We start from the raw sequence: 22,937 nt of genomic DNA, 5'->3' as shown, positions 1-22,937 counted from the left end.
GGCTATATCGGCGATGTAACAGGATTAATTAACGCTATTCAGCGCTTTCAGGAGAGAAGTGGCTTTTGTAATTATTTTTATCAGCATGAGCTGCTGAGTTTGGCTTTACGCAGAGGAATCGCGAGGGGTTGCTGCGCATCCCGCAGGATGCGCAGCGTGACATCAGAAGGTTTCCCAGTGAGTATCACTGACCGGCGCCGTCAGGGCTTTGCGTGGTGCCAGCGCCGCCGTAGCGGGTGCGGCAATCGGCAGATGCTTTGTCAGCGTCTGCTGCAACGCGCCGCGTTTAATTTTGAAGACCGACACTGACTGACTTAACCGGCTGGCCTGATCTTCCAGCGAGGCGGCTGCGGCAGCGGACTCTTCCACCAGCGAGGCGTTCTGCTGGGTAACGCGATCCATCTCAGTGACCGCCTGCCCGACCTGATCGATTCCGCGACTCTGCTCGTCCGACGCAGAGGCGATTTCACCCATGATGTCGGTGACGCGCGTAACCGCACTGACGATATCGCTCATGGTTTCCCCGGCGGTGCCGACCAGTTGCGAACCGACATTGACCCGGTTCACTGAGTCGTCGATCAACCCTTTGATCTCTTTTGCCGCCTGGGCGCTGCGCTGCGCCAGATTACGCACTTCGCCCGCGACCACGGCAAAACCGCGACCCTGCTCGCCGGCACGCGCCGCTTCAACGGCGGCGTTAAGCGCCAGAATATTGGTCTGGAAAGCAATGCCATCAATCACGCTGGTGATATCGGCAATCTTCTTCGAGCTGCCAGCGATTTCGCTCATGGTTTTCACGACACCCGCCACCACGTTGCCGCCTTTTTCTGCGGTTTCTGAGGCGCTGAGTGCCAGCTGTGACGCCTGGCGGGCGTTTTCGGCGTTCTGTTTCACCGTGGCTGTGAGCTGCTCCATGCTGGCCGCCGTCTGCTCCAGTGACGCAGCCTGCTGTTCTGTGCGGGCAGAAAGATCATTGTTTCCGGCAGAGATCTCGCTGGCACCGGTGAAAATCGCATCCGAGCCGTCACGCACATTGGTCACCGTGCGCACCAGTGACTGCTGCATGTCATGCAGACTGGCCGCGAGCTGAGTCATCTCATTGCGCCCTTCCACCACAATCGGCTGGGTTAAATCGCCCTGGGCGATATGCTGGATGTGATTAATGCTGCTGTTGAGGGGTGTCATCACGATTTTGCGCAGTCCAAACCAGCAGAGCACGATCACGGCGACCACGACAGCCATGATGGTGGAGAGGATCCACATCATACGGCTGTAAGCAGAACTGTTCTCTTCAACACCAAGCGTAGTCAGGCGATTCTGATCGGCTCGCCATTCACGGTAAAGCGTCAGAAACGCACTCTGGCTTGGCGCCACCGGGGCTTTACCGGCCGCAATCAGATCGTTTGCCTGTAGCGCCGTCTGCAACTGATCCAGCGCAGCGCCATAGTCGCTGTAGCGCTGCTCCAGCTGGTTGTTTAACTCACTATTTTGTCCCGGCGTATCGGGTGTCTCTTTAAAGACTTTGAAAAAACCGGCGGCCGCCTGCTGAAAGTTTTTGCTGTCGTCAAACAGCGTGGCGACATCGGCCGTTTTGCCTTCCAGCTTACTGGTGGCGAAACGCAGCTGAATACGGGTCAGCAGCACCCGGCTCTGGTTAAGACTCATATAGGCGTCGTTGAGCGACTGCGTATTTTGCATCGCCAGCTGCGACACGGCGAAGCTTTGCTTGTCGTGGCTTAATGCGGAGTAGAAAACAGAACCGGAGAAGGCCTGTAACAGCCCAAACACCAGCAACACCAGTAACAGGCTGGTGACAACACGGATTTTCGTTAACATGAGTAACCCTGAAGAAAGTAGGTAATTAAAGTGACTGAGGGATTATCGGCAGGTGACAGCGGGAAATTAGAGTGCAATGCGGCTTTATTCTATGAATAGAAAGGAATTATCGCTCTGTGAAACTATCACGGGCCAGCCATAACCGGCCCGTGATGATTCAATTACGCGCTACGCAGGTTATCCACCAGCGCCATCTCGTCGCTGCTCAGCAGCTTCTCAATGTCGACCAGAATCAGCATGCGATCGCCCAGCGCACCCAGACCGGTCAGGTACTCGGTGGACATGGTCACAGCGAACTCCGGTGAAGGACGGATCTGATCCTGGGTCAGCGACAGCACATCAGAGACGCCGTCAACCACGATACCGACCACGCGATTTTCCAGATTCAGCACGATAACCACGGTGTTTTCATTGTACTCAACATCGGGCTGCGCAAACTTCACGCGCAGATCGATAATCGGCACGATAACGCCGCGCAGGTTAGTGACGCCGCGGATAAATTCAGGGGTATTTGCGATACGCGTTACCTGATCGTAACCGCGAATTTCCTGAACTTTGAGGATATCGATGCCGTACTCTTCGTCGCCCAGCGTGAAGACCAGAAACTCCTGACCCACAGTTTCGCCAGCGATTTTTGTCACGGTTGCCATTCCATTCATGTTATTTACCCTTTCGTTATCAATCAGGCGGCAGCGCCAGCCACACGTTTTTCACGGTTAAGTGATTGCAGTGCTGAAACATCAACAATCAGCGCCACGCTACCATCGCCAAGAATGGTGGCGGCAGAGATGCCCGGCACTTTGCGATAGTTACTTTCCAGGTTCTTCACCACCACCTGATGCTGGCCAATCAGCTGATCGACCAGTAGCGCGTAACGTTTGCCCGCGCTTTGCAGGATTACCACGATGCCCTGAGTGGCCTCGGTTTTGGCATCCTGCACATCAAAGACGTTCCACAGCTCGACCAGTGGCAGATATTCGCCACGCACTTCCAGCACGCACTCGCCACCGGCCAGCGGTTTCAGCTCTTCGGCGCGCGGTTGCAGCGACTCCATCACCGCATTCAGCGGCAGAATAAAGACTTCATCGGCCACACGAACGGACATCCCATCAAGGATGGCCAGGGTCAGCGGCAGCAGGATACGAATGGTGGTGCCTTTGCCCTGCTTCGAGGCGATTTCGACATGACCGCCCATCTCCTGAATATTTCGTTTCACCACGTCCATACCGACGCCGCGTCCTGAAACATCCGTCACCTGCTCTGCGGTAGAGAAGCCCGGTGCGAAGATCAGCATGCCGACCTCTTCGTCGCTCATGTTCTCGTGAACCGGCAGGCCCGATGAGAGGGCTTTAGCCAGAATACGTTCACGGTTCAGACCGGCACCATCATCAGACACTTCAATGCAGATGTTGCCGCCCTGATGTTCCGCTGAAAGCGTCAGGTTACCGGTTGCCACTTTACCGGCCACCAGACGTTTCTCTGGCGTTTCGATACCGTGGTCAAGGCTGTTACGCACCAGGTGCGTTAATGGATCGATGATGCGCTCAATCAGGCTCTTATCGAGTTCGGTTGAGCTGCCCAGCAGCGTCAGTTCGACCTCTTTGCCGAGTTTGCTGGCCAGGTCACGCACCAGACGCGGGAAGCGGCTGAAGACATATTCCATTGGCATCATACGAATCGACATCACCGATTCCTGCAGATCGCGGGCGTTACGCTCCAGCTGACCCATGCTGTTCAGCAGGTCACCGTGCGCGACCGGATCGAGTTCGCCGGAACGCTGAGCGAGCATTGACTGGGTAATCACCAGTTCGCCCACCAGGTTGATCAGCTGATCGACTTTCTCCACCGCAACACGGATGCTGGTGGATTCGCTCGATTTGGCAGGGGCCGCGACGCGCTTACTTTCACGCTTCACTGCGGCCACCGGCAGTTCGGTGACGGTGGCAGTGTGAACGTCTTCCACCACCGGTTCGGCCTCGGCAGCAACAGCAACTGGCGCGGCAACGGCTTCGTCTGCTGCCGGGAAGCGGATCTGTGCTTCGTCGATGACGAAGCAGAGCACCGCCACGATGTCATCTTTACCGACGCCATCAATGCAGACATCCAGCGTGGTGCTGCCTTTCTGTACGTTGGTCAGGGTGCCGAGATTACTCATCTCTTCCAGCATCAGATCGACCTCTTTCTCTTTGAGATCGATCAGCTGTACACGCAGGCCGCTGGTGCTGGCCGGTTCTGCGCTGGCAGTGGCAACACTGGCCGGAACATCAACCGGCAGACCTTTGGCCTCTAGCGCCAGCTGGCGCAGCGCTTCACAGATATATTTGAAGCTCTCCGCGTTAGGCTCCTGCGCGGTTTTATAAGCATCGAGCTGTTCCTGCATAATATCTTTGGTTTCCAAAAACAGGTTGATGATGTCGGTGCTGAGCTGCATCTCGCCGCGACGAGCACCATCCAGAATGTTTTCCAGGATATGAGTCGTTTCCTGTAATACCGTAAAACCAAAGGTTCCGGCCCCACCCTTAATGGAGTGAGCGGCACGGAAGATGGCGTTAAGCTGTTCCGAATCTGGCTCCTGCGGGTCTAAGCCCAACAGGTGTTGTTCCATATCCGCTAATAGCTCATCGGCTTCATCAAAAAACGTCTGGTAAAAATCGCTGATGTCCATACTCACGGGAATCACCTCGGCTGTGAGGGGGCTGCTGTATTCACCGCGCCGCCTGGTGTTGCAGGTGCGGTAATCTGTTCAATGGCCGCCGGATCGCTGATCTGGACGGCATCACTTTCTGCGTTCTCTTTTTCTATTGCCGCTTCGGTGTCGTGGTTCAACACCAGCAGGCTGATGCGGCGGTTAACGGCGTCATTACCGCCACGATTTTTCAGGCGCATGGTGTCGGCCATACCCAACACCCGTAAAATTTTTCCGCTGTCTAAGCCGCCCATCACCAGTTCACGGCGTGAGGCGTTAGCACGGTCTGTCGACAGTTCCCAGTTGCTGTAGCCTTTGTCACCGCTGGCATACTGAAAATCATCGGTATGTCCGGCCAGGCTGATGCGGTTCGGAATGTCGTTAAGGACTGGCGCTATCGCACGCAGAATATCGCGCATATAGGGCTCAACCTCGGCCCGACCGGTCTTAAACATCGGGCGATTCTGGCTGTCGATAATCTGAATACGCAGCCCCTCTTCCACCATGTTGATGATCAGATGCGGGCGCAGCGCTTTCAGACGCGGATCCGCTTCAATCAGCTGGTCGAGCTTTTCACGCAGCCGGTTAAGACGAATCTCATCCAGCTTGCGTTTCTGGGCGTCCATATCGACGACTTTGTTCACTTCGCCAATCTTTTTGGTCGGATCATCACCGCCGCCGGGGATCGGGCTCTCGCTGTCGCTGCTGCGCGCCCCGCCGGTAATCGCTACCTTCAGCGGTGTTTTGAAGTAGTCTGCTATCTGCACCAGCTCCTGCGGGTTGGCGATTGAGAGCAGCCACATCACCATAAAAAAGGCCATCATCGCCGTCATAAAGTCGGCGTAGGCAATCTTCCACGATCCGTGGCTGCCTTCATGGCCTTTATGTTTGCGCTTTTTGATCAGCACAATTGGGCGATTGCCGTGTTTCATGAAGCCTCGTCTGAAGTCTGTTTAGCCGGGTTCTTGGCGTTACGTACGTGCTCTTCCAGTTCGCTGAACGACGGACGCTCGGCGGAATAGAGCGTCTTACGACCAAATTCCACCGCAATCTGCGGCGCGTAACCATTCAGGCTCGACAGCAATGTCACCTTAATGCACTGCATCATCTTGGTGGTTTCCGCACACTTCTGACGCAGCACTGACGAGAGTGGAGAGACAAACCCGTAGGCCAGCAGGATGCCCAGGAAGGTGCCCACCATCGCATGCGCGACCAGCGCACCGAGTTCAGCGGCTGGACGATCGGCCGAAGCCAGTGCATGGACCACGCCCATTACCGCGGCGACGATACCGAATGCCGGAAGACCATCACCCACTGCAGCAATACTTTGCGCTGGTACGTCACACTCGTGTTCGTAGGTCTCAATCTCTTCATCCATCAACGCTTCGATTTCAAAAGCGTTCATGTTGCCGCTCACCATCAGGCGTAAATAGTCAGTAATAAAATCCACTAACTGTTTATCGGCAAGAATGCGGGGATAATTAGCAAAAATTTCACTCTGGCTGGGATCTTCAATATCGCGTTCCAGCGATAACATGCCCTGCTGACGCGACTTCGCCATCAGGCGATAAAGCAGCGCCATCAAATCCATGTAAACCGCTTTGTTGTACTTGGAGCCGCGAAATAACTTAGGCAGCGCCTTCAGCGTTTTTTTAATCGACTTACCGTTGTTGCCGACTAAAAAAGCACCGGCACCGGCACCGCCGATCATTAATAATTCGGCTGGCTGATAAAGCGCGCCCAGATGGCCACCTACCAGCGCATATCCGCCCAACACGGAGCCTAAAACAATCAGGTAACCTATAATTATCAGCACAAAAAAATCCTTACGTCCGTAACGTGTTGGTGGAAGTTAAGCCAGAGAGCCGCAGATGTTATTCCTGAACCGCAAGCAAAAAAAAAGCAGCGGTATTAACCGCTGCTGGATGGCTTCCACAGTGCGAACAAACTTAAACGGCGTGTTTAACCTGTTCATCCAGCAGTTGTGGAAACATATCGGCAGGTTCTGCAGAAAGTTTACGTCTTTTTACTGCCCGTGATGGTGGCTGGCACAGGCTGCAGGTAAAGCTGCCAACCGGCTGATGCGCATGATTAATAAAGCTGCCGTTGCAGCTTTTACAATCTGCCAGTTCCAGCATACCGCTATCAACGAATCGGACCAGGGTCCAGGCACGAGTCAGCGCCAACAGCGGGCCCTCGTCCGATTGAGGACACTGTTCAAGATACAGGCGGTAAGCTTTAATCACGGCATCGACGCCGCTGCACAACCCGGTTTTCAGCAAAAACTTCCAGGCGTTACAGAACATAGAAGCATGAATGTTCTGCTCCCACGTCATAAACCAGTCCGTAGAGAACGGCAGCATACCTTTCGGTGGCGGACTGCCACGTAATTCTTTATAGAGCTTAATGAGACGACCGCGGCTCAGCTGGGTTTCGCTCTCAAGCATCTGTAAGCGGGCACCTAATGTAATGAGCTCCATCGCGAGATGAATATCACGTGCTTCCTGAACAATACTTTTCTCACTCATGACATTGCTCTCTTTTTAGCAGGTGCATCATCTTTAGACGCATTACGCAGTAAACGGCTCGATAATAAAATGCCGGTGTGGATTTGTTGTAAATCATCCACGCGTGATTCCTGCGTCAGGCGATTAATGGTGCTGCTATCGGTAAAACGAAACTGGCAAACCAGTTGATTGGTTTCCGCCATTTTTACCATCTCAGGCAATGTTAATTCAGATAATGCATTCGCCATTTTCTCGTCAATTCCGAGGCGAAACATTGCAGAAGCTTTATCCTGGTTAATTAAACGCTGCGCAAGCAGTAAATAAGACAAGTTGAGATCGTAAATATGTTTCAGTACTTCAGAGGTGCCCATTATTTTTCCATCCTGAGAGATGCGACGTAACTGTATCGCAGAATAAATCTGCGGTTCGAGCTGCTGTTTGTTAAATCAAAAGATGGCAAAAAAAACTTCACGTAACGTTAATGTCACCGTTTTCGCCTTCCATTTTTGTGTGGGTTTCAGACCCACCGAAGGTCGAAAATCCATGCCATTTTATTTTCGAGTTCTGGACATCTTCCGTGACGTCTTCTTACATTTTTTAGGACTATTCCGAAAACAACGCAAATCTATATCGTCTGATTTCGACATACAACGACAGTGATGTGAAATTTTAGATAAAGTGTGACGCAGATCACACTTTTAACGCAAATTTCTTCAGCAACCCTTTACCATTACTTACCGACTGGTCATTTTTTGAGCAAAAAAGCCCGATTTTAAGTCCAATTGGTCCTGAGAAAGGTTTAATAGGGGGTAAAAGCATCGCTATTCGACGCTTTGCGCAGTCCGGAATGAATATCGGGTGTTAATCGTTTTAACACCCTATTTAGAACCACCCAAAGAAAGGTTATCAGCATATTATGCTGCTGCGACCTTCAGGTATTTGCTTTTAAATTAGTTACTTAAGGGGAGTATCGCAGAGGGTGAGTAATGAAATCGTTAAGGTTTATACGGCAGCAGGTCAGATTTCTGGCAACCTGGCGTTAACAGTGGTGACCGGGTGTACAGACTTTGATTCCCACTGTAACAAGGGGTTATATAAGAAAGTCGAATGAATTAACGAAGGGTTATGCGTTGGCACTATCACTATCGGCAGCCTGAAGAGAAACTTGAGTAAAGAAGGTAAAGAAAGCGGCAGGGGCTGACAGGACGGGGATTTCCGGGCTTACCTGCATTTATCGGGCCACTCCGGGCAGCCACTGACGTTACCTGCGTAGAATCGTAGCAAACGGTCATTAACAGATAGCAGGCGAGTTTTCTGTGACCTGGACCAAAAAAAAGCAGCGACGCCGTAGAGGCGCCGCTGCTTTCATAACCCTGAGTCAGAACAGATATCAGGCGAGTTTTGGGAAGGTCGCGACTTTATTAACCGTGTTGTGGTCAACGCTGCGCGGTTCAATGCGTTCCAGGTCTTTCAGGAAGCCTTCACGCCAGGCGGTAATATCATTTTTACGCAATACCGCCATCATATCGTTGTAGCGTGAAATCCTTTCGGTACGCGGCATAGTAATCGCCCTATCCAGCGCGGCGGCCACTTCATCACGGTCATACGGATTCACAATCAGCGCGGAGGTGAGCTCGTTAGCCGCACCCGCAAAGCGCGACAGCACCAGTACACCGGGATCATCAGGGTCCTGCGCAGCCACGTACTCTTTCGCCACCAGGTTCATACCGTCACGCAGCGGCGTAACCAGACCGACATCGGTCAGACGGAAGATTTTCATCAGCAGTCGACGGTCAAAATGCTGGTTAAGGTAGTAGAGCGGGGTCCAGCCCAGCGTACCGTATTTACCGTTGATGCGCCCTGCTTCGGTCTCCAGCTGATGACGGATATCCTGATACGCCTGCACATCGCCGCGCGAGGTCGGTGCAATCTGCGAGTAGCGAATTTTGCCGCGATGCTGCGGGAAGTTCTCCAGCAGCGCTTCATAGGCAAGAAAACGCTCAGGCAGACCTTTGGAATAGTCGAGACGTTCGCAGGCAATAATATTGCGTGCATCGCCCAGCTCTTTCTTCATGGCGGCCATTTTCGGTGGCAGCGGCCCTTCGGCCATCTCTTTAATACTGTCTGGCTCAATCCCGATGGGATAAACCTCAGTCATAAAGGTGTTGCCAAAGGCGCGATGTTTTTTGTCGCCCTTATTCTGCAGCTGAGTGAGCTGGCTGACGCTGTCGAGGAAGGCCACCCGATCCGATTCGGTCTGGAAACCCAGCAGGTCATATTCGCACAGCATTTCCAGAAGCTCTTTGTGCGGCGGCAGCGCATTAAATATTTCAGGCGTCGGGAACGGAATATGCAGGAAGAAGCCGATACGGTTATTAATGCCCGCCCGACGCAGCGCGGCTGCAAACGGTAAAAAGTGATAATCGTGGATCCAGACAATATCATCCGGCTTGATCAGCGGTTTTAAACGCTGTGCCACCGCATCGTTAACGTCGCAATACCCTTCCCAGGCTTCCCGCTGGAACTGAACCAGGTCAAGGCGATAATGGAATGCGGGCCAGATGACAGTGTTTGAGAACTGGCAATAGTAGAGATCGTAATCGTTCTGGCTCAGCGGGAACGAGGCATACTCAATACCTTCATGTTCCTGAACCGTGACTTCTTCTACCTCTTCGCCTGTGTACTCGCTGATTTCACCGTTCCAGCCAAACCACAGTCCACCGGTGCTTTTCAGTGCATCGAGAATACCGACGGCCAAACCGCCAGCGCTGGTTTTTGACCCATCGGGCATGGCGACACGGTTAGAAACAACCACTAAACGACTCATAACCTAAACTCCTTACCGACGTTGTCTTGATCTGATAGTAATAATGTTCTTTCCAGCCAGCCGTAAACCGCATCGACATCATGAAGCCGATAATGGGCCTGGGTGGAACCTTCTCCGACTTTGATCGAGACGCCCTGCCGTGCGTTCACGGCCAGAAAGCCCTTCTCATCCGTCAGATCGTCGCCAATAAAGACCGGCGTACGTCCGGCAAAAGGGGGCTGCTGCATAAAGTCGCTGATTGCGGCGCCTTTATCGATACCTGCCGGTTTAATCTCTACCACACATTTCCCCGGCTGAAGCGCCAGTCCGGGAAAACGTTTCACTGACTGTTCAGCCAGTCGCATCACATCCTGCTCATGCTGCATCGCCTGGCGGTAGTGAAGAGCGAAAGCCATGCCTTTTACCTCCAGCTGGGTGCCAGGCCAGGATGCCATAGCATTCTGCAATTCCGCCCTGAGCGATTGCTCCACCTCGACCGGCAGGCTGATGCGTTGCAGATTACCCTCTGCATCACGGCGCTCTGCACCATGTACGCCCGCAGCCGGGCCGTACCAGGGAGCGGCCAGCGCATCGAGTTGTTCTATGGGTCTGCCGGAGACCAGCGCCAGCGCGCCCTGCGAGAGTGCAGAGAGCTGCTGCAGTTGCGCGATGACCTGCTCAGGAATAAATACCGCTTCGGGACGGGACTGAATCGCTGCCAGCGTGCCGTCGACATCAAAAAAGAAGGCGTACTGCCCGCCGCTTAATGTCGGGTACCTGGCATGGGTGTCTGCCGCTTGGGTCACGTTACTTCTCCTGAAAATCGAATTTTAATAAAACATTGAGTTAAAACAAGAATGTCCTGACGCAGTCAGGTCAGCAAGCGGGAAATTCTGATAAAGCGGTGATTGAGGGATAAAACGCGGTAACGGGATAGGTCACTCTCCTCAAACTTGCAAGCGCATTGCTGACAATACTGGCTAACTGAGAACATCTTCACAGTAAGTGTAGTCATTAACAGGGGTTATGCCAGAAAGATGCAGGTTTCATGCCAGCCGCTGCGGTTAAGTCAGCATAAAAGCGCCACACAATTCTGCTGCGCTTCCGATGATAAAGCCGGGCCCGATCCGCTGCTGACTGGAGTCGCACACGTATCGCACCCGGCAGAGTCGGCACTCCTCAAACCTTAAGCTTCTTAAGGTATTCCTAATATTGAAAGCGCATTCTCGTGACACTTTTATTACTCGGGTTCCTGCTCACATGGCGTTTACTCTGAAAAGGCCGCTGATTAGCCGCCTTACGTTGCTGATTCTGGCTGCGGTTTATATCGCGGTTTTCCTTAACATTGTCTATTACCGTCAGGTGCTGGCGGTGATGCCACTGAACGACCTGCACACCACCTTGGTATTTTTATCGATGCCGCTGGTCGCCTTTAGCGTGATCAATATCGTGATTACACTGGCCTCGTTTATCTGGCTGGATCGGCTACTGGCCGCGCTGTTTATTCTGCTCTCCGCGTCGGCACAGTTCTTTATTCATACCTATAACATCGTGATTGATCGCTCGATGATCACCAACATGATGGATACCACTGCCTCGGAATCTTTTGCGCTGATTACGCCAAAGCTACTCGTAACCCTGCTCAGCTCAGGCGTGCTGATGGCGTTGCTGCTGTTCTGGCCGCGACTTAAAAAGCAGCAGTGGCGTGGCGTGCTGGCGCGACTGCTCAGCGTGCTGCTGTCAGCAGCGCTGATTGTGCTGGTCGCCCTGCTCTTCTATAAAGATTACGCCTCGCTGTTCCGCAACAACCGTGAACTGGTAAAGGCGCTTAGCCCCTCTAACAGCATTGCGGCGACGCTCTCCTGGTATAAGCATGAGCAGTTACAGAACGCGCCGCTGATACGCATTGGTGAAGATGCGCATCTGCAGCCCAGCCGCAGCAGTGGCAAACCTAACCTGACTATTCTGGTGCTGGGAGAGACCTCACGCGCGCAAAACTTCTCGCTGGGCGGTTACGGTCGTCTGACCAACCCCTTACTGGCGAAAGATGATGTGATCTATTTTCCGCACACCACCTCGTGCGGGACGGCGACGGCGGTCTCCGTGCCCTGCATGTTCTCCAACATGCCGCGCGCCCACTATGATGATGTGCTGGCCGCGCATCAGGAGGGATTGCTGGATGTTATTCAGCGCGCCGGCATCAGCGTGTTGTGGAATGAGAATGATGGAGGCTGTAAAGGTGCCTGCGATCGGGTTCCGCATCAGGACATGACCAGCCTGAACCTGCCCGGCATGTGTATTGACGGTGAGTGTTATGACGACGTGCTGTTCCACGGTCTGGATGAATATATCAGCCAGTTAAAAGGCAACGCAGTGATTGTGCTGCACACCATTGGCAGTCATGGTCCGACTTATAGCCATCGTTACCCGTCGCAGTTCCGTCAGTTTGAACCGACCTGTGACACTAATCAGATTCAGGACTGTTCGCAGCAACAGCTGATCAACACCTATGACAATACGCTGGTTAATGTGGATCACATCGTCGATAAAGCCATTAACGTACTGCGTGCGCATCAGGATCGTTTCACCACCAGCCTGGTCTATCTTTCTGACCACGGCGAATCGCTGGGTGAAAATGGTGCTTACCTGCATGGCCTGCCCTATGCTATTGCGCCGGACACCCAGAAACATGTGCCATTGCTGATCTGGATCTCCGATGATTATCAGAAACGTTATGCGGTTAATCGCGGCTGCCTGAATAAACTGGCGGCGACAGACGAATTTTCACAGGATAATCTGTTTTCAACCATGCTGGGATTAACCGGCACCGCGACCCACGAATATGTGCCTGCGGATGATATTTTGACGTCGTGTCGGAGCCAACCTTAATGAAGATACTGATTGTTGAAGATGACGCCCTGCTGCTGCAGGGTCTGATGCTGGCGCTGGAAGGTGAAGGCTATGTCTGTGATGGCGTCACGCGCGTGCGGGATGCTGAAGCGCATTTCGCCAGCGGCCTGTATAGTCTGGTGGTGCTGGATCTTGGCCTGCCTGATGAAGATGGACTGCATTTTCTGATACGCCTGCGGCGGCAGAAGAAGATGACGCCGGTGCTGATCCTGACCGCACGCGACACCATCAGCGAACGCATTGCCGGACTCGACGCAGGCGCGGACGACTATCTGATCAAACCGTTCTCGCTGGATGAGTTGCTGGCGCGGATCCGCGCCCTGATTCGTCGCCACGTCAATCAGGGTGACAGTCATGTCAGAGTAGGTGCGCTGGCGCTGGATATGACCCATCGCCAGATTACGCTCAGCGACGTACTGCTGGATCTGACACCCAAAGAGTTTGCGATTCTGTCACGGCTGATGCTCAAGGCCGGGAACCCGGTACACCGTGAAATTCTCTATCAGGATATCTATAACTGGGAGACCGAGCCTTCAACTAATACCCTGGAAGTGCATATTCATAATCTGCGCGACAAAATCGGCAAAAGCGCTATACGCACCGTGCGCGGTTTTGGCTATGCGCTGGTGACGCAGGATGGCGTTCGTGAGGCAACATGATAAGACGTTTCGATCATCGCAGTATGCGCTTTCGTCTCATCCTGACCATCGGTCTGATCCTGCTGGTTTTCCAGGTGATCAGCGTGGTCTGGCTATGGCATGAGAGTAAAGAGCAGATTCAGTTTCTGGTGGAAGCGCAGCTGCAGAAGCGCAACATGGACAGTCACGTTAAGCGTGAAGTGCATGAAGCGGTAGCCAGCCTGGCGGTGCCAAGTCTGGTGATGATTACCCTGACGCTGCTGCTCTGCTATCAGGCGGTGAAGTGGATTACCCGGCCGCTTTATCAGCTGCAGCGTGAACTGGAGAGTCGCAGCGAAGAGAATCTTGATCCCGTCGCCTGCCACAGTCAGGTTCAGGAGATCGATGCGGTGACGCAGGCGATAAACCAGCTGGTCGCGCGTCTGAACAGCAGTCTGGAGCGCGAACGGCTGTTCACCGCCGACGTGGCACATGAGCTGCGCACGCCGCTGGCGGGATTGCGGCTGCATCTGGAGTTAATCGAACGTAACAGCGATGTCAAAGTTCAGCCGCTGGTGCAGCGCCTGGATCAGATGACGCACAGCGTGTCGCAGCTGCTGAATCTGGCGCGCGCCGGACAGTCCTTTACCTCTGGCACCTATCAGAACGTGGGGCTGATTGAAGATGTGATCCTGCCAATGGAGGCAGAGCTGAGTATTATGCTGGAGGCGCATCAGCAGACGCTGGTGCTCGATCTGCCGCAGGAGCAGTTTGTGCGTGGTGATGCCACGCTGCTGAAGATGTTGCTGCGTAACCTGGTCGAGAACGCCCATCGCTACAGCCCGGATAACAGCACCATCAGTGTGCAGCTGGTGTTAGCTCCTCAGCCGATGCTGGTGGTGGAAGATCAGGGCCCGGGAATTGATGAGAGTAAAAGTGGCGAGCTGAGTAAAGCGTTTATCCGGATGGACAGTCGCTACGGCGGTATCGGACTCGGGCTGAGCATCGTCAGCCGCATCGTCCAGTTACACCGGTTTCAGTTTTTCTTAGAGAACCGCCGCGACCGAAGCGGTTGTCGTGCCGTGGTGAAGTTTTAAGCGCTGAACCAGGCGGAGAGGAACAGAACGACCGTGGCTGCGGCAATCAGCAGTGCAGCATATTCACTCATCGGACGCGGAGCAGTCACAGGCAGGGCAACAGGAGCAGTTTTCATAGCATCATCCTCAGTTAAAGCAGGCAGTATCGCGATTGCATATTAAGGAAACCTTAAGCTCGCGACACTGCCGCTAAAAATGTCTGCGCTGCCAGACGCCGCCATCAACCTCGCATTTCTGCCCGCTGACACGCCTGCTGCATCCGCCCGGTGCTCTACACTTAATGGCTACGTTCCGTTTCAGGAGTTACGCCATGAGCCAACGCATGCACAAATATGCTTTTCCGGTCAGCAAAGCCCGCAAATACCTTGAGCCCGGACCGGTGCTGCTGCTCAGTTCGCAGTACAAAGATCAACATGACATCATGACGCTCGGCTGGCACACGGTGCTGGAGTTTTCTCCGTCACTGGTCGGCTGCATGATTGCCGGTATGAACCACAGCCATGAGCTTATCCGCAACAGCGGTCAGTGCGTGCTGAACATTCCTTCTGCCTCGCTGATTGATGAAGTTGTGGCAATCGGCAACAGCCACGGCGACAGCATTGATAAGTTTGAGGCATTTGGCCTGACGCCGGAACCCGCTCAGGTGGTTGGCGCGCCGATGATTGCCGAATGTTTTGCCAGCTTTGAGTGTCAGCTTTATGACGATTCGATGGTCGCTAACTACAACCTGTTTATTTTTGAGATTGTTAAAGCGCACGTTGCCGAGCAGCCGGAATACCCCACTACCCTGCACTACACTGGCGAAGGCCGGTTCAGCGTGATGAGCGACAAAATACTGGATAAGAGCGGCGATTTTAAACCGGAGATGCTGATCTAGTTGAAAGCGCTCTGCCGCGCCCCCATTCACCTCTTTCGACCTGACAGGAGTAAATTATTATGGCAATCGAATACGCAGTTATCGCTGGCGGCTGTTTCTGGTGTACCGAAGCGGTATTTAAGGATGTGATCGGCGTAGAGTCGGTAGAAAGCGGTTATACCGGCGGTGCCCGGCCGAATCCGACTTATGAGCAGGTCTGCAGCGGTGCGACCGGTCATGCGGAAGCGATCCGCATTGGCTTCGACCCGGAGAAAGTCAGCTTTGGCGATCTGCTGGATATCAGCTTTGTGACGCATGATCCGACCCAGCTTAACCGTCAGGGTAATGATATTGGCACCCAGTATCGTTCCGCCATTTTCCCGGCCAATGCAGAGCAGGAAGCGGAAGCACGCGCCGCCATTGCCCGCGCTCAGGCTGACCATGATGTGCCGGTGGTGACCACCATTGAGCCGCTGAAAGAGTGGTATCCCGCTGAAGCTTATCATCAGGATTACTGGGAAGGCGCGGGCCAGCGCAACGGCTACTGCATGGCGGTCATTCCACCGAAATTGCAGAAGCTGCGTAAAAGTTTCGCTAACAGAGTAAAGAGCTGATTCCGGCATCAGTCGGGGCAGCGTCTGACCAGTAACGAGGGTGAGAACGCCGCCCCGGTTTATTTGCTGCCATAAAACTCACCTGACCGGGCTCATCAGGATGACGGGATGTGGCCGGTAAAACGGCGGGTTTTATGCCGCAGTAAATCGATTCGTTCAGAGCTTAAGCGAATAGATCAAAAGAGAAAAATAGTGCTTGACCGTTTTCAGTCGACTCCCTATAGTACCGCCCCGTTGACCCATCGCGGTCAGCGAAGTAAATCTGGTGAGGTGTCCGAGTGGCTGAAGGAGCACGCCTGGAAAGTGTGTATACGGCAACGTATCGAGGGTTCGAACCCCTCTCTCACCGCCATCTTCAAAAAAGAGCCTGAACTTTTGTTCAGGCTCTTTTTTTTGCATATTTCACTCTGAGAGAGCGTAATAACTCCCGCCGGGGAACGAACACGTGCGCAGCCGCTGCCCCACAATAAGAAAACCCGGCCGGAGCCGGGTTTGGGCGCTACACTTCTACTCAATCAAACGCTAGCTATACGCGTGCAGGGTGCGCTGACACAGCGCAGAACGCACACAATCTTCTTTGCCGAAGCGTACAATGCCAACCATCTCGTCCTCTTCGAAACGCGCCAGCGCGTCTGCGAGACCGGAAGGCACCCCAGCGGGCAAGTCGCACTGGGTAATATCGCCGTTAACAATGACCGTGACGTTTTCGCCCAGTCGGGTCAGGAACATTTTCATCTGCGCGGCGGTGACGTTCTGCGCCTCGTCCAGAATTACCACAGCATTTTCGAAAGTGCGACCACGCATATAGGCGAACGGTGCAATCTCTACCTTGGCAATTTCCGGACGCAGACAATATTGCATAAAGGATGCGCCAAGACGTTTAACCAGAATGTCATAAACCGGGCGGAAATAAGGCGCGAATTTCTCAGAAATATCGCCGGGAAGGAATCCCAGATCCTCATCTGCCTGCAGTACCGGGCGCGTAACGATAATCCTGTCGATATCCTTATTAATCAGGGCCTCAGCCGCTTTTGCGGCACTGATCCAGGTTTTACCGCACCCGGCTTCACCGGTTGCGAAGATCAGCTGTTTTCTCTCTATGGCGTTAAGATAGTGCGCCTGAGCTTCATTACGGGCTTCAATCGGCAACCGGTCACGCGTATCGCGCGCCATGCCAATGGCATCCAGTCCACTCATATGCACCAGCGAAGTGACCGACTCTTCTTCACGCTGACGATGACTTCTTGAGTCACTACGAAGCACTCTTCTTGCTTCACGACGCGCTTTGATCACTGCTTTCTGTCTTCCCATAGTGGCACCTTTCAGTTGGTTTCATTTCCTGCGTCAGGCCGGTGGCCCGTTGCGATAACGTGAACGCTTTAGAGGTTTCAGTTGGCTTCCTTTTGAGCCATGACAGGACAGGATAGTGGGTATGCAGCAGCGCAATAGCGTAGCTGAACACCGGATAAAACAGGATGCGATAAAACAAAAGAGATGGTTGAAGGAAGGAAGAAATAACGAGGCAGAATTGCCCTCGCGGTCAGGCGCAATCTATTTACTGACAGTGACTTTCCATTAAAGACTCGACCCATGCGCGAACTCCAGTGTGATACATCAACACATCCGATTACGCCTGTTTAATAAAGTGCACCATTTTGTTGGGCCTTTGCAATAGTAATTTTACCTGCTGGCAAAAGAATTGCTAATCACGTGTATGTATTTCTTTTAAGGCAAAATGTAAAAGCGTTGTATTACAGCGGATTAGCTTATTTTATATATGCCAGACAACCGCTAAAACTCAGTTTAACCTCAGCCAGCAAAGCACGAAAACCGTAAAACGTGGGCGACCAGAACAGGGACGCCCACAGTGGTTGAAATTTAATCAGGCCTCCAGCAACGACTGCGCTAAATAATGGCTGGCGTCTGGTACACCGGGCAAAACAAAAAAGTAACCGCCGCCAAAAGGCCGGATATATTCTTCCAGCGCTTCGCCATTCAGGCGTCGCTGCACCGTAAGAAAGCCGCGTTCCAGATCGTGCTGATAGCAGACGAACAGCAACCCCATCTCCAGCTGTCCCGATGCAGAGATACCCGCGGAGTAACTGTAGCCGCGCCGCAGCATCAGGCTGCTTGCCGTCTCTGGCGTGCGGGGGTTGGCAAGACGGATGTGCGCATCCAGCGCAATTACCTCACCGTCCGGATCACGGGCGTAATCCGGAACGTCGCGCTCATGCTGCATCCCCAGCGGCGCGCCACTTAATTTCTCGCGACCAAAGATAGTCTGTTGCTCGCCCAGCGGCGTGCGATCCCACATTTCGACGTGAAAGCGGATTAACCGTACAGCCTGATAGCTGCCATTGCGCGCCCAGACCGGTTCGTCCTGATCGTCTGTCACCCACAGCAGTTGATTCATCAGAGCAGGGTTGTGGGTATCCGGATTGGCGGTGCCATCTTTGAAACCCAGCAGGTTGATCGGGGTCTCCTGCCCCTGACTGCGCGCGGCGGGATCGGAGATAAAGCCTTCGCGCCGCCAGCGTACGCCAAGCAGGTCAGGCGTATGCTTGATGATATCCCGCAGGGCATGAATCACCGTATCCTGAGTGTTGGCACAGAGCTGCAACAGCAGATCGCCATGACACTGACTGGCATCCAGCGAATCATTGGGAAAGCGAGTCATCGGCTGCAATTTTTTCGGTTTGTGCGGCGCCAGACCAAAGCGTTCATCAAACAGTGAATTGCCGACCGACACGGTAATCGTCAGATTATCAGGCGCGATAGTCGCCCCAAGAATGCCGGAATCCATTGGCGGCAACCGCGGATTGGTGACTACCGGTGCCGGACCGCCCGTGGTCAGAAAGGCAATACGCTGGGTCAGCAACCGGAACAGACGCACCAGCTCCGTTCTATCGCTGCTGAGCAGATCAAACGCCACCAGCATCATCGATGCCTGCTGTGGCGTCGTGATACCTGCCTGATGCTGACCATAAAACGGCTGCATCTGCTGTCGGGCCTGCGGCGTAACCGTACCCGGCGAAAAGCTGTCGGCGGCGGCTGCATGGAACGGACAACCGCCGCCCAGCGCTGCCGCGCCACCCAGCAGCCCCAGCCCTTTTAGTAACCGACGACGCGCAGGCTGCGCGTCATCTTCCTTGCGACTCATGATTAATCCAGACCCAGGGTGCCACGAAGTAATGAAAGATCTTCCGCCAGTGCGGTGATCGGTCCTTTCAGCGCGTTACGGTCGGCGCTGGTCAGTTTCTCATAGGATTCAAAACCGGTTTGGGTGCGGTACTTACTCAGGATCGCATCCACTTTTTTGAAGTTGGCGTCAACCTTGGCCAGCAACTGCGGATTGGCTTTGCTTACCATGGGTCGCAGCAGATCGACAATTTTCTGCGCGCCATCAATGTTCGCCTGGAAGTCCCACAGGTCAGTCCGGCTGTAGCGATCTTCTTCACCGGAAATTTTGCTGGAAGCGACCTCTTCAATCAGACCGGCTGCGCCGCCGACCACTTTGGCTGGCGGGAAGGCCAGTTCGCTGATGCGCACCTGCAAATCTTTCACATCTTTATTCAGCTGCTCAGCGTAGTCCGCCATGCCTTTCGTGCTGTTATCAGCAAACAGCGCTTTCTCCAGACGGTGGAAACCGGTGAACTTAGGATCGGCCGCTTTTTTCTCATAGTCATCTTCACGGGCGTCAATGCTGCCGTCGAGATCGGAGAAGAGCTCAGCAATCGGCTCAATGCGCTCATAATACTGACGGGTCGGAGCAAACAGCGCTTTGGCTTTTTCAACATCACCCGCTTTAACGGCGTCAGTAAAGGCCTGGGTGTTGCTCACCAGCTGGTTCACCTGGTCGGTCACATAGGCTTTATATTCGGTGATCGGGCCTTCCAGCTGCATACGTGCTGAGGTGCCACTTTTCGCCGCGCCCTCACCTGCCTGCACGATCAGCTTGCCTTTTGGATTGCTCAGCAGCCCACAGGTCATCTCATATTCGCCCGCCTCCAGATTGGCGGTCAGTTTCTGACTGAAGCCCGGCGCGATATTCTCACGCTCTTCAACCACCATCACGCCTTTGAGGATCTCCCACTCCAGCGCTTTCTGGCTGTTGTTTTTAATCAGGAACTGGGTCTTACCGGCCTTGACCGTTAAGCTCATCGGCTCGCACTGCTTGTCGGTGACGCTTACGGTAACCTGAGGAACCGCCGCGGCCGCCGTTGCGGAGATTGCCAGCAGAGGAAGCAGCAGTGCCTTGCGGCGGAAACGCATTGTCATCTCTCTTTCCCTATCATGTTGCAGGCGTAAGATGCGCCCGTTAAATGTCAAATTACACAGTGGCCGACGCAGCAGAACGCGCAGGCATAAAGAACAGAATCAGCGCCGGGATCAGGTAGGCAAAGTAAACGGTCACTTCACTGACGCTTGGGGACTCCTGATAACCCAGCACCCCTTCCAGCAGGGTGCCGAACAGCGAATGGGTCGATAAGGTATTGCTGAGATCGAAGGCGACATCCTGAAAGCGACTCCATAAACCCGCTTCGTGGAAGGCGCGGATGGCGCCCGCAGCCAGACCCGCGGCGACAAACAGGATGAATACGCTGGTCCAGCGGAAGAAATGGGCCATGTTAAGACGGATACCGCCCCAGTAGAGCAGCATGCCCAGCACGACCGCGGTTGCCAGACCCAGCACCGCACCAATCGGCGGCGCATAACCGACATCCTGGGTAAACGCCGCCAGCAGGAAGAACACCGACTCCAGTCCTTCGCGCGCCACGGCAAGAAACACCATCAGCACCAGCGCCAGACCGCCACGACCTGAGCGTTGCAGCGCCTGATCGACCGCCTGTTCAAGCTCGACCCTGATGTTGCGGGCGACTTTGCGCATCCAGAAAACCATTGAGGTGAGGATCACCACCGCAATCAGCGCCACGATGCCTTCAAACAGCTCCTGCTCTTTCTGCGGAAACTCACCGGTGGTGGCATTGATGAAAACACCCAGGCCCAGACAGAGCCCGGCGGCAATAAACACGCCAGCCCACATCGCGGGAAACCATTGGGTGCGCTGGGTGCGTTTGAGATAGCTGGCTATCAGGCTGACTATCAGCGCGGCTTCAAGCCCTTCGCGCAGCATGATGAGAAAAGGAACAAACATCGCCAACCTCTTGAATGTTAAGCAGCGTCAATAAACAGTAAAATAAGGTAAAGTGTAAACGATACCGATTATCATTATCGCTGAGAAAAAAACAAGTTGCCGGTGGAGATAATTTCATCTTTGAGTGGTTTATCTTTGTAACAAAAAAGCCCGCCCCTTTCGGGCCGGGCTTCAGCGATTAACGCCTCGCTTATTTTGTCTGGAACTCCGCCTCTGCAGCGGCAAAGCGCTGCTGCGCTTCCGCTGATGGCTCACGGCCCATCAGCGTGAACACCACAATGGCGATGCTGGCGAAAATGAAGCCCGGGATGATTTCATACAGTCCCAGCCAGCCATACTGTTTCCACACCAGCACGGTCAGCGCACCGACGATCATGCCCGCCAGCGCACCGTTGCGGTTCATCCGCTTCCAGCAGACACCAAACAGCACCACCGGACCAAACGCTGCACCGAAGCCCGCCCAGGCGTAGCTCACGAGGCCCAGCACGCGGTTTTCCGGGTTAGCCGCCAGCGCGATCGCAATCAGCGCCACCAGCAGCACCATCAGACGCCCTACCCATACCAGCTCTTTCTGGCTGGCATTTTTGCGCAGTAAGCCTTTGTAGAGATCTTCGGTCAGGGCGCTGGAGCAGACCAGCAGCTGACAGCTCAGCGTTGACATCACGGCTGCCAGGATCGCTGACAGCAGAATACCGGCAATCCACGGGTTGAACAGGATACGCGCCAGCTCGATAAAGACCCGCTCCGCATTGGCGTTAACGCCAACCGCCAGCGTCGGGTTGTTCTGGAACCAGGCGATACCGAAGAAGCCCACCGCCACGGCACCGGCCAGACAGAGCACCATCCAGGTCATACCGATACGGCGAGCGGTACGGATTGAACGATGCGAATCCGCCGCCATAAAGCGCGCCAGAATATGGGGCTGCCCGAAGTAGCCCAGACCCCAGCCGAGTAACGAAATTACCGCGACAAAGTTCAGTCCCTTCAGCATGTCGAGGTTTTCCAGGCTCTTCGCTTCAATCACCGCCAGCGAATCAGACCAGCCGCCGACCGCGATAATCACAAACACTGGCGTCAGGATCAGCGCAAAAATCATCAGGCTCGCCTGAACGGTATCGGTCCAGCTCACCGCCAGGAAACCGCCCACCAGCGTATAGAGAATGGTCGCCGCTGCACCCGCCCACAGAGCGGTCTGGTAACTCATACCAAAGGTGCTTTCAAACAGACGCGCACCGGCTACCACGCCTGAGGCGCAATAGATGGTGAAGAATACCAGGATCACAATGGCGGAGATCACGCGCAGGATTTTACTGTGGTCCTCAAAGCGGCTGGTAAAGAAGTCCGGCAGCGTCAGGGCGTTGTTGTGATGTTCAGTCTGAACCCGCAGGCGACCGGCCACGATTTTCCAGTTCAGCCAGGCACCGATCGTCAGGCCAATCGCAATCCAGCTTTCAGAGATACCGGAGATGAAGATCGCACCCGGTAAGCCCATCAGCAGCCAGCCGCTCATATCGGATGCACCAGCAGAGAGTGCCGTAACCACGCTACCCAGACTGCGGCCACCGAGGATGTAATCATCAAAGTTTTTGGTTGAGCGATAAGCCACAAACCCGATTAATACCATCCCAAGAATATAAACCAAAAAGGTCACCAGCAAAGGTGTACTTACACTCATCTGTCTCTCCACTTATTATTTGATATCCCAGAGAAATCGCCAGCTACCCGCCTGCCGGAACGGGGCAAAGCGGGCCGATTTTCTTCGTCAGGGCGTCACTCATTTCCCAGCGGCGCGGTATCCTGCCGGAAAGGCGTTGTGCGCACAATGGATTTAACACAGGCGTTACAGTGATTTC

The 22,937-nt window shown here is 54.1% G+C and carries 19 protein-coding genes and 1 tRNA gene; 6 read left to right on the top strand and 14 right to left on the bottom strand.

Annotated features, from left to right (window positions below; translation table 11 throughout):
* Positions 1 to 162 precede the first annotated feature (162 nt).
* The 9 genes from HFD94_RS04445 to otsB form a co-directional block, all read right to left on the bottom strand.
* Entirely contained in the window at positions 163 to 1,836 is a 1,674-nt protein-coding gene (locus HFD94_RS04445) for a methyl-accepting chemotaxis protein (protein WP_010670819.1), read from the bottom strand.
* 161 nt (positions 1,837 to 1,997) lie between these two features.
* Entirely contained in the window at positions 1,998 to 2,495 is a 498-nt protein-coding gene (cheW, locus tag HFD94_RS04440; protein WP_010258541.1) for a chemotaxis protein CheW, read from the bottom strand.
* Between the two features lie 23 nt (positions 2,496 to 2,518).
* Entirely contained in the window at positions 2,519 to 4,501 is a 1,983-nt protein-coding gene (gene cheA / locus HFD94_RS04435) for a chemotaxis protein CheA (RefSeq protein WP_181955347.1), read from the bottom strand.
* 11 nt (positions 4,502 to 4,512) lie between these two features.
* The gene (gene motB / locus HFD94_RS04430; RefSeq protein WP_010258536.1) at positions 4,513 to 5,454 is read right to left on the bottom strand and encodes a flagellar motor protein MotB; all 942 of its coding nucleotides are present in this window, start codon (positions 5,452 to 5,454) and stop codon (positions 4,513 to 4,515) included.
* A complete protein-coding gene (motA, locus tag HFD94_RS04425; protein ID WP_003849139.1) occupies positions 5,451 to 6,338 on the bottom strand; it encodes a flagellar motor stator protein MotA in 888 nt (295 codons plus the stop codon). The genes motB and motA overlap by 4 nt, the downstream gene beginning before the upstream one ends.
* A 133-nt stretch (positions 6,339 to 6,471) precedes the next feature.
* Positions 6,472 to 7,050: a flagellar transcriptional regulator FlhC gene (gene flhC, locus HFD94_RS04420; RefSeq protein ID WP_010258532.1), complete on the bottom strand. Its 579-nt coding sequence runs from the start codon at positions 7,048 to 7,050 to the stop codon at positions 6,472 to 6,474.
* Positions 7,047 to 7,400 carry a flagellar transcriptional regulator FlhD gene (gene flhD / locus HFD94_RS04415; RefSeq protein ID WP_010258528.1) on the bottom strand — a complete coding sequence of 118 codons (354 nt, stop codon included), beginning with the start codon at positions 7,398 to 7,400 and terminating at the stop codon, positions 7,047 to 7,049. The genes flhC and flhD overlap by 4 nt, the downstream gene beginning before the upstream one ends.
* 1,019 nt (positions 7,401 to 8,419) lie before the next feature.
* Positions 8,420 to 9,856, bottom strand: a complete 1,437-nt coding sequence (otsA, locus tag HFD94_RS04410; RefSeq protein ID WP_060680405.1) for an alpha,alpha-trehalose-phosphate synthase — start codon at positions 9,854 to 9,856, stop codon at positions 8,420 to 8,422.
* Positions 9,853 to 10,641 carry a trehalose-phosphatase gene (gene otsB, locus HFD94_RS04405; RefSeq protein ID WP_033772016.1) on the bottom strand — a complete coding sequence of 263 codons (789 nt, stop codon included), beginning with the start codon at positions 10,639 to 10,641 and terminating at the stop codon, positions 9,853 to 9,855. Before otsB ends, otsA begins: the two co-directional genes overlap by 4 nt.
* 454 nt (positions 10,642 to 11,095) lie before the next feature.
* Between otsB and eptA the strand changes: the two genes are divergently transcribed.
* The 6 genes from eptA to HFD94_RS04375 all read left to right on the top strand — a co-directional run bounded on the left by eptA (position 11,096) and on the right by HFD94_RS04375 (position 16,281).
* Positions 11,096 to 12,724 carry a phosphoethanolamine transferase EptA gene (gene eptA / locus HFD94_RS04400; RefSeq protein ID WP_122888759.1) on the top strand — a complete coding sequence of 543 codons (1,629 nt, stop codon included), beginning with the start codon at positions 11,096 to 11,098 and terminating at the stop codon, positions 12,722 to 12,724.
* Complete coding sequence (pmrA, locus tag HFD94_RS04395; protein WP_010670822.1) at positions 12,724 to 13,404, top strand: two-component system response regulator PmrA; 681 nt, start codon at positions 12,724 to 12,726, stop codon at positions 13,402 to 13,404. Before eptA ends, pmrA begins: the two co-directional genes overlap by 1 nt.
* A complete protein-coding gene (gene pmrB, locus HFD94_RS04390) occupies positions 13,401 to 14,459 on the top strand; it encodes a two-component system sensor histidine kinase PmrB (protein WP_010258517.1) in 1,059 nt (352 codons plus the stop codon). Before pmrA ends, pmrB begins: the two co-directional genes overlap by 4 nt.
* Positions 14,460 to 14,769: 310 nt before the next feature.
* A complete protein-coding gene (locus HFD94_RS04385; protein WP_022625495.1) occupies positions 14,770 to 15,336 on the top strand; it encodes a flavin reductase family protein in 567 nt (188 codons plus the stop codon).
* A 59-nt stretch (positions 15,337 to 15,395) separates the two neighbouring features.
* Positions 15,396 to 15,929 (top strand): peptide-methionine (S)-S-oxide reductase MsrA, encoded by a 534-nt coding sequence (msrA, locus tag HFD94_RS04380; RefSeq protein WP_031594591.1) that lies wholly within the window; start codon positions 15,396 to 15,398, stop codon positions 15,927 to 15,929.
* A gap of 264 nt (positions 15,930 to 16,193) precedes the next feature.
* Positions 16,194 to 16,281 (top strand) — tRNA-Ser (locus tag HFD94_RS04375).
* Positions 16,282 to 16,451: 170 nt separating this feature from the next.
* On the opposite strand, the gene phoH is transcribed toward HFD94_RS04375, so the two are convergent.
* The 5 genes from phoH to putP all read right to left on the bottom strand — a co-directional run bounded on the left by phoH (position 16,452) and on the right by putP (position 22,759).
* Positions 16,452 to 17,240 (bottom strand): phosphate starvation-inducible protein PhoH, encoded by a 789-nt coding sequence (phoH, locus tag HFD94_RS04370; protein ID WP_010258505.1) that lies wholly within the window; start codon positions 17,238 to 17,240, stop codon positions 16,452 to 16,454.
* A gap of 571 nt (positions 17,241 to 17,811) precedes the next feature.
* Positions 17,812 to 19,089: an iron uptake transporter deferrochelatase/peroxidase subunit gene (gene efeB, locus HFD94_RS04365; protein ID WP_167432786.1), complete on the bottom strand. Its 1,278-nt coding sequence runs from the start codon at positions 19,087 to 19,089 to the stop codon at positions 17,812 to 17,814.
* A gap of 2 nt (positions 19,090 to 19,091) precedes the next feature.
* Positions 19,092 to 20,207, bottom strand: coding sequence for an iron uptake system protein EfeO (efeO, locus tag HFD94_RS04360; RefSeq protein WP_010670825.1), 1,116 nt, complete (start codon positions 20,205 to 20,207; stop codon positions 19,092 to 19,094).
* 52 nt (positions 20,208 to 20,259) lie between these two features.
* Positions 20,260 to 21,084, bottom strand: coding sequence for an iron uptake transporter permease EfeU (gene efeU, locus HFD94_RS04355; protein WP_061901359.1), 825 nt, complete (start codon positions 21,082 to 21,084; stop codon positions 20,260 to 20,262).
* A 190-nt stretch (positions 21,085 to 21,274) separates the two neighbouring features.
* A complete protein-coding gene (gene putP / locus HFD94_RS04350) occupies positions 21,275 to 22,759 on the bottom strand; it encodes a sodium/proline symporter PutP (RefSeq protein WP_060680413.1) in 1,485 nt (494 codons plus the stop codon).
* Between the last annotated feature and the right edge of the window lie 178 nt (positions 22,760 to 22,937).

Source organism: Pantoea sp. EKM20T (assembly GCF_011800485.1).
Lineage (GTDB): Bacteria > Pseudomonadota > Gammaproteobacteria > Enterobacterales > Enterobacteriaceae > Pantoea > Pantoea agglomerans.
This window is presented reverse-complemented; position numbering and strand designations above follow the sequence as displayed.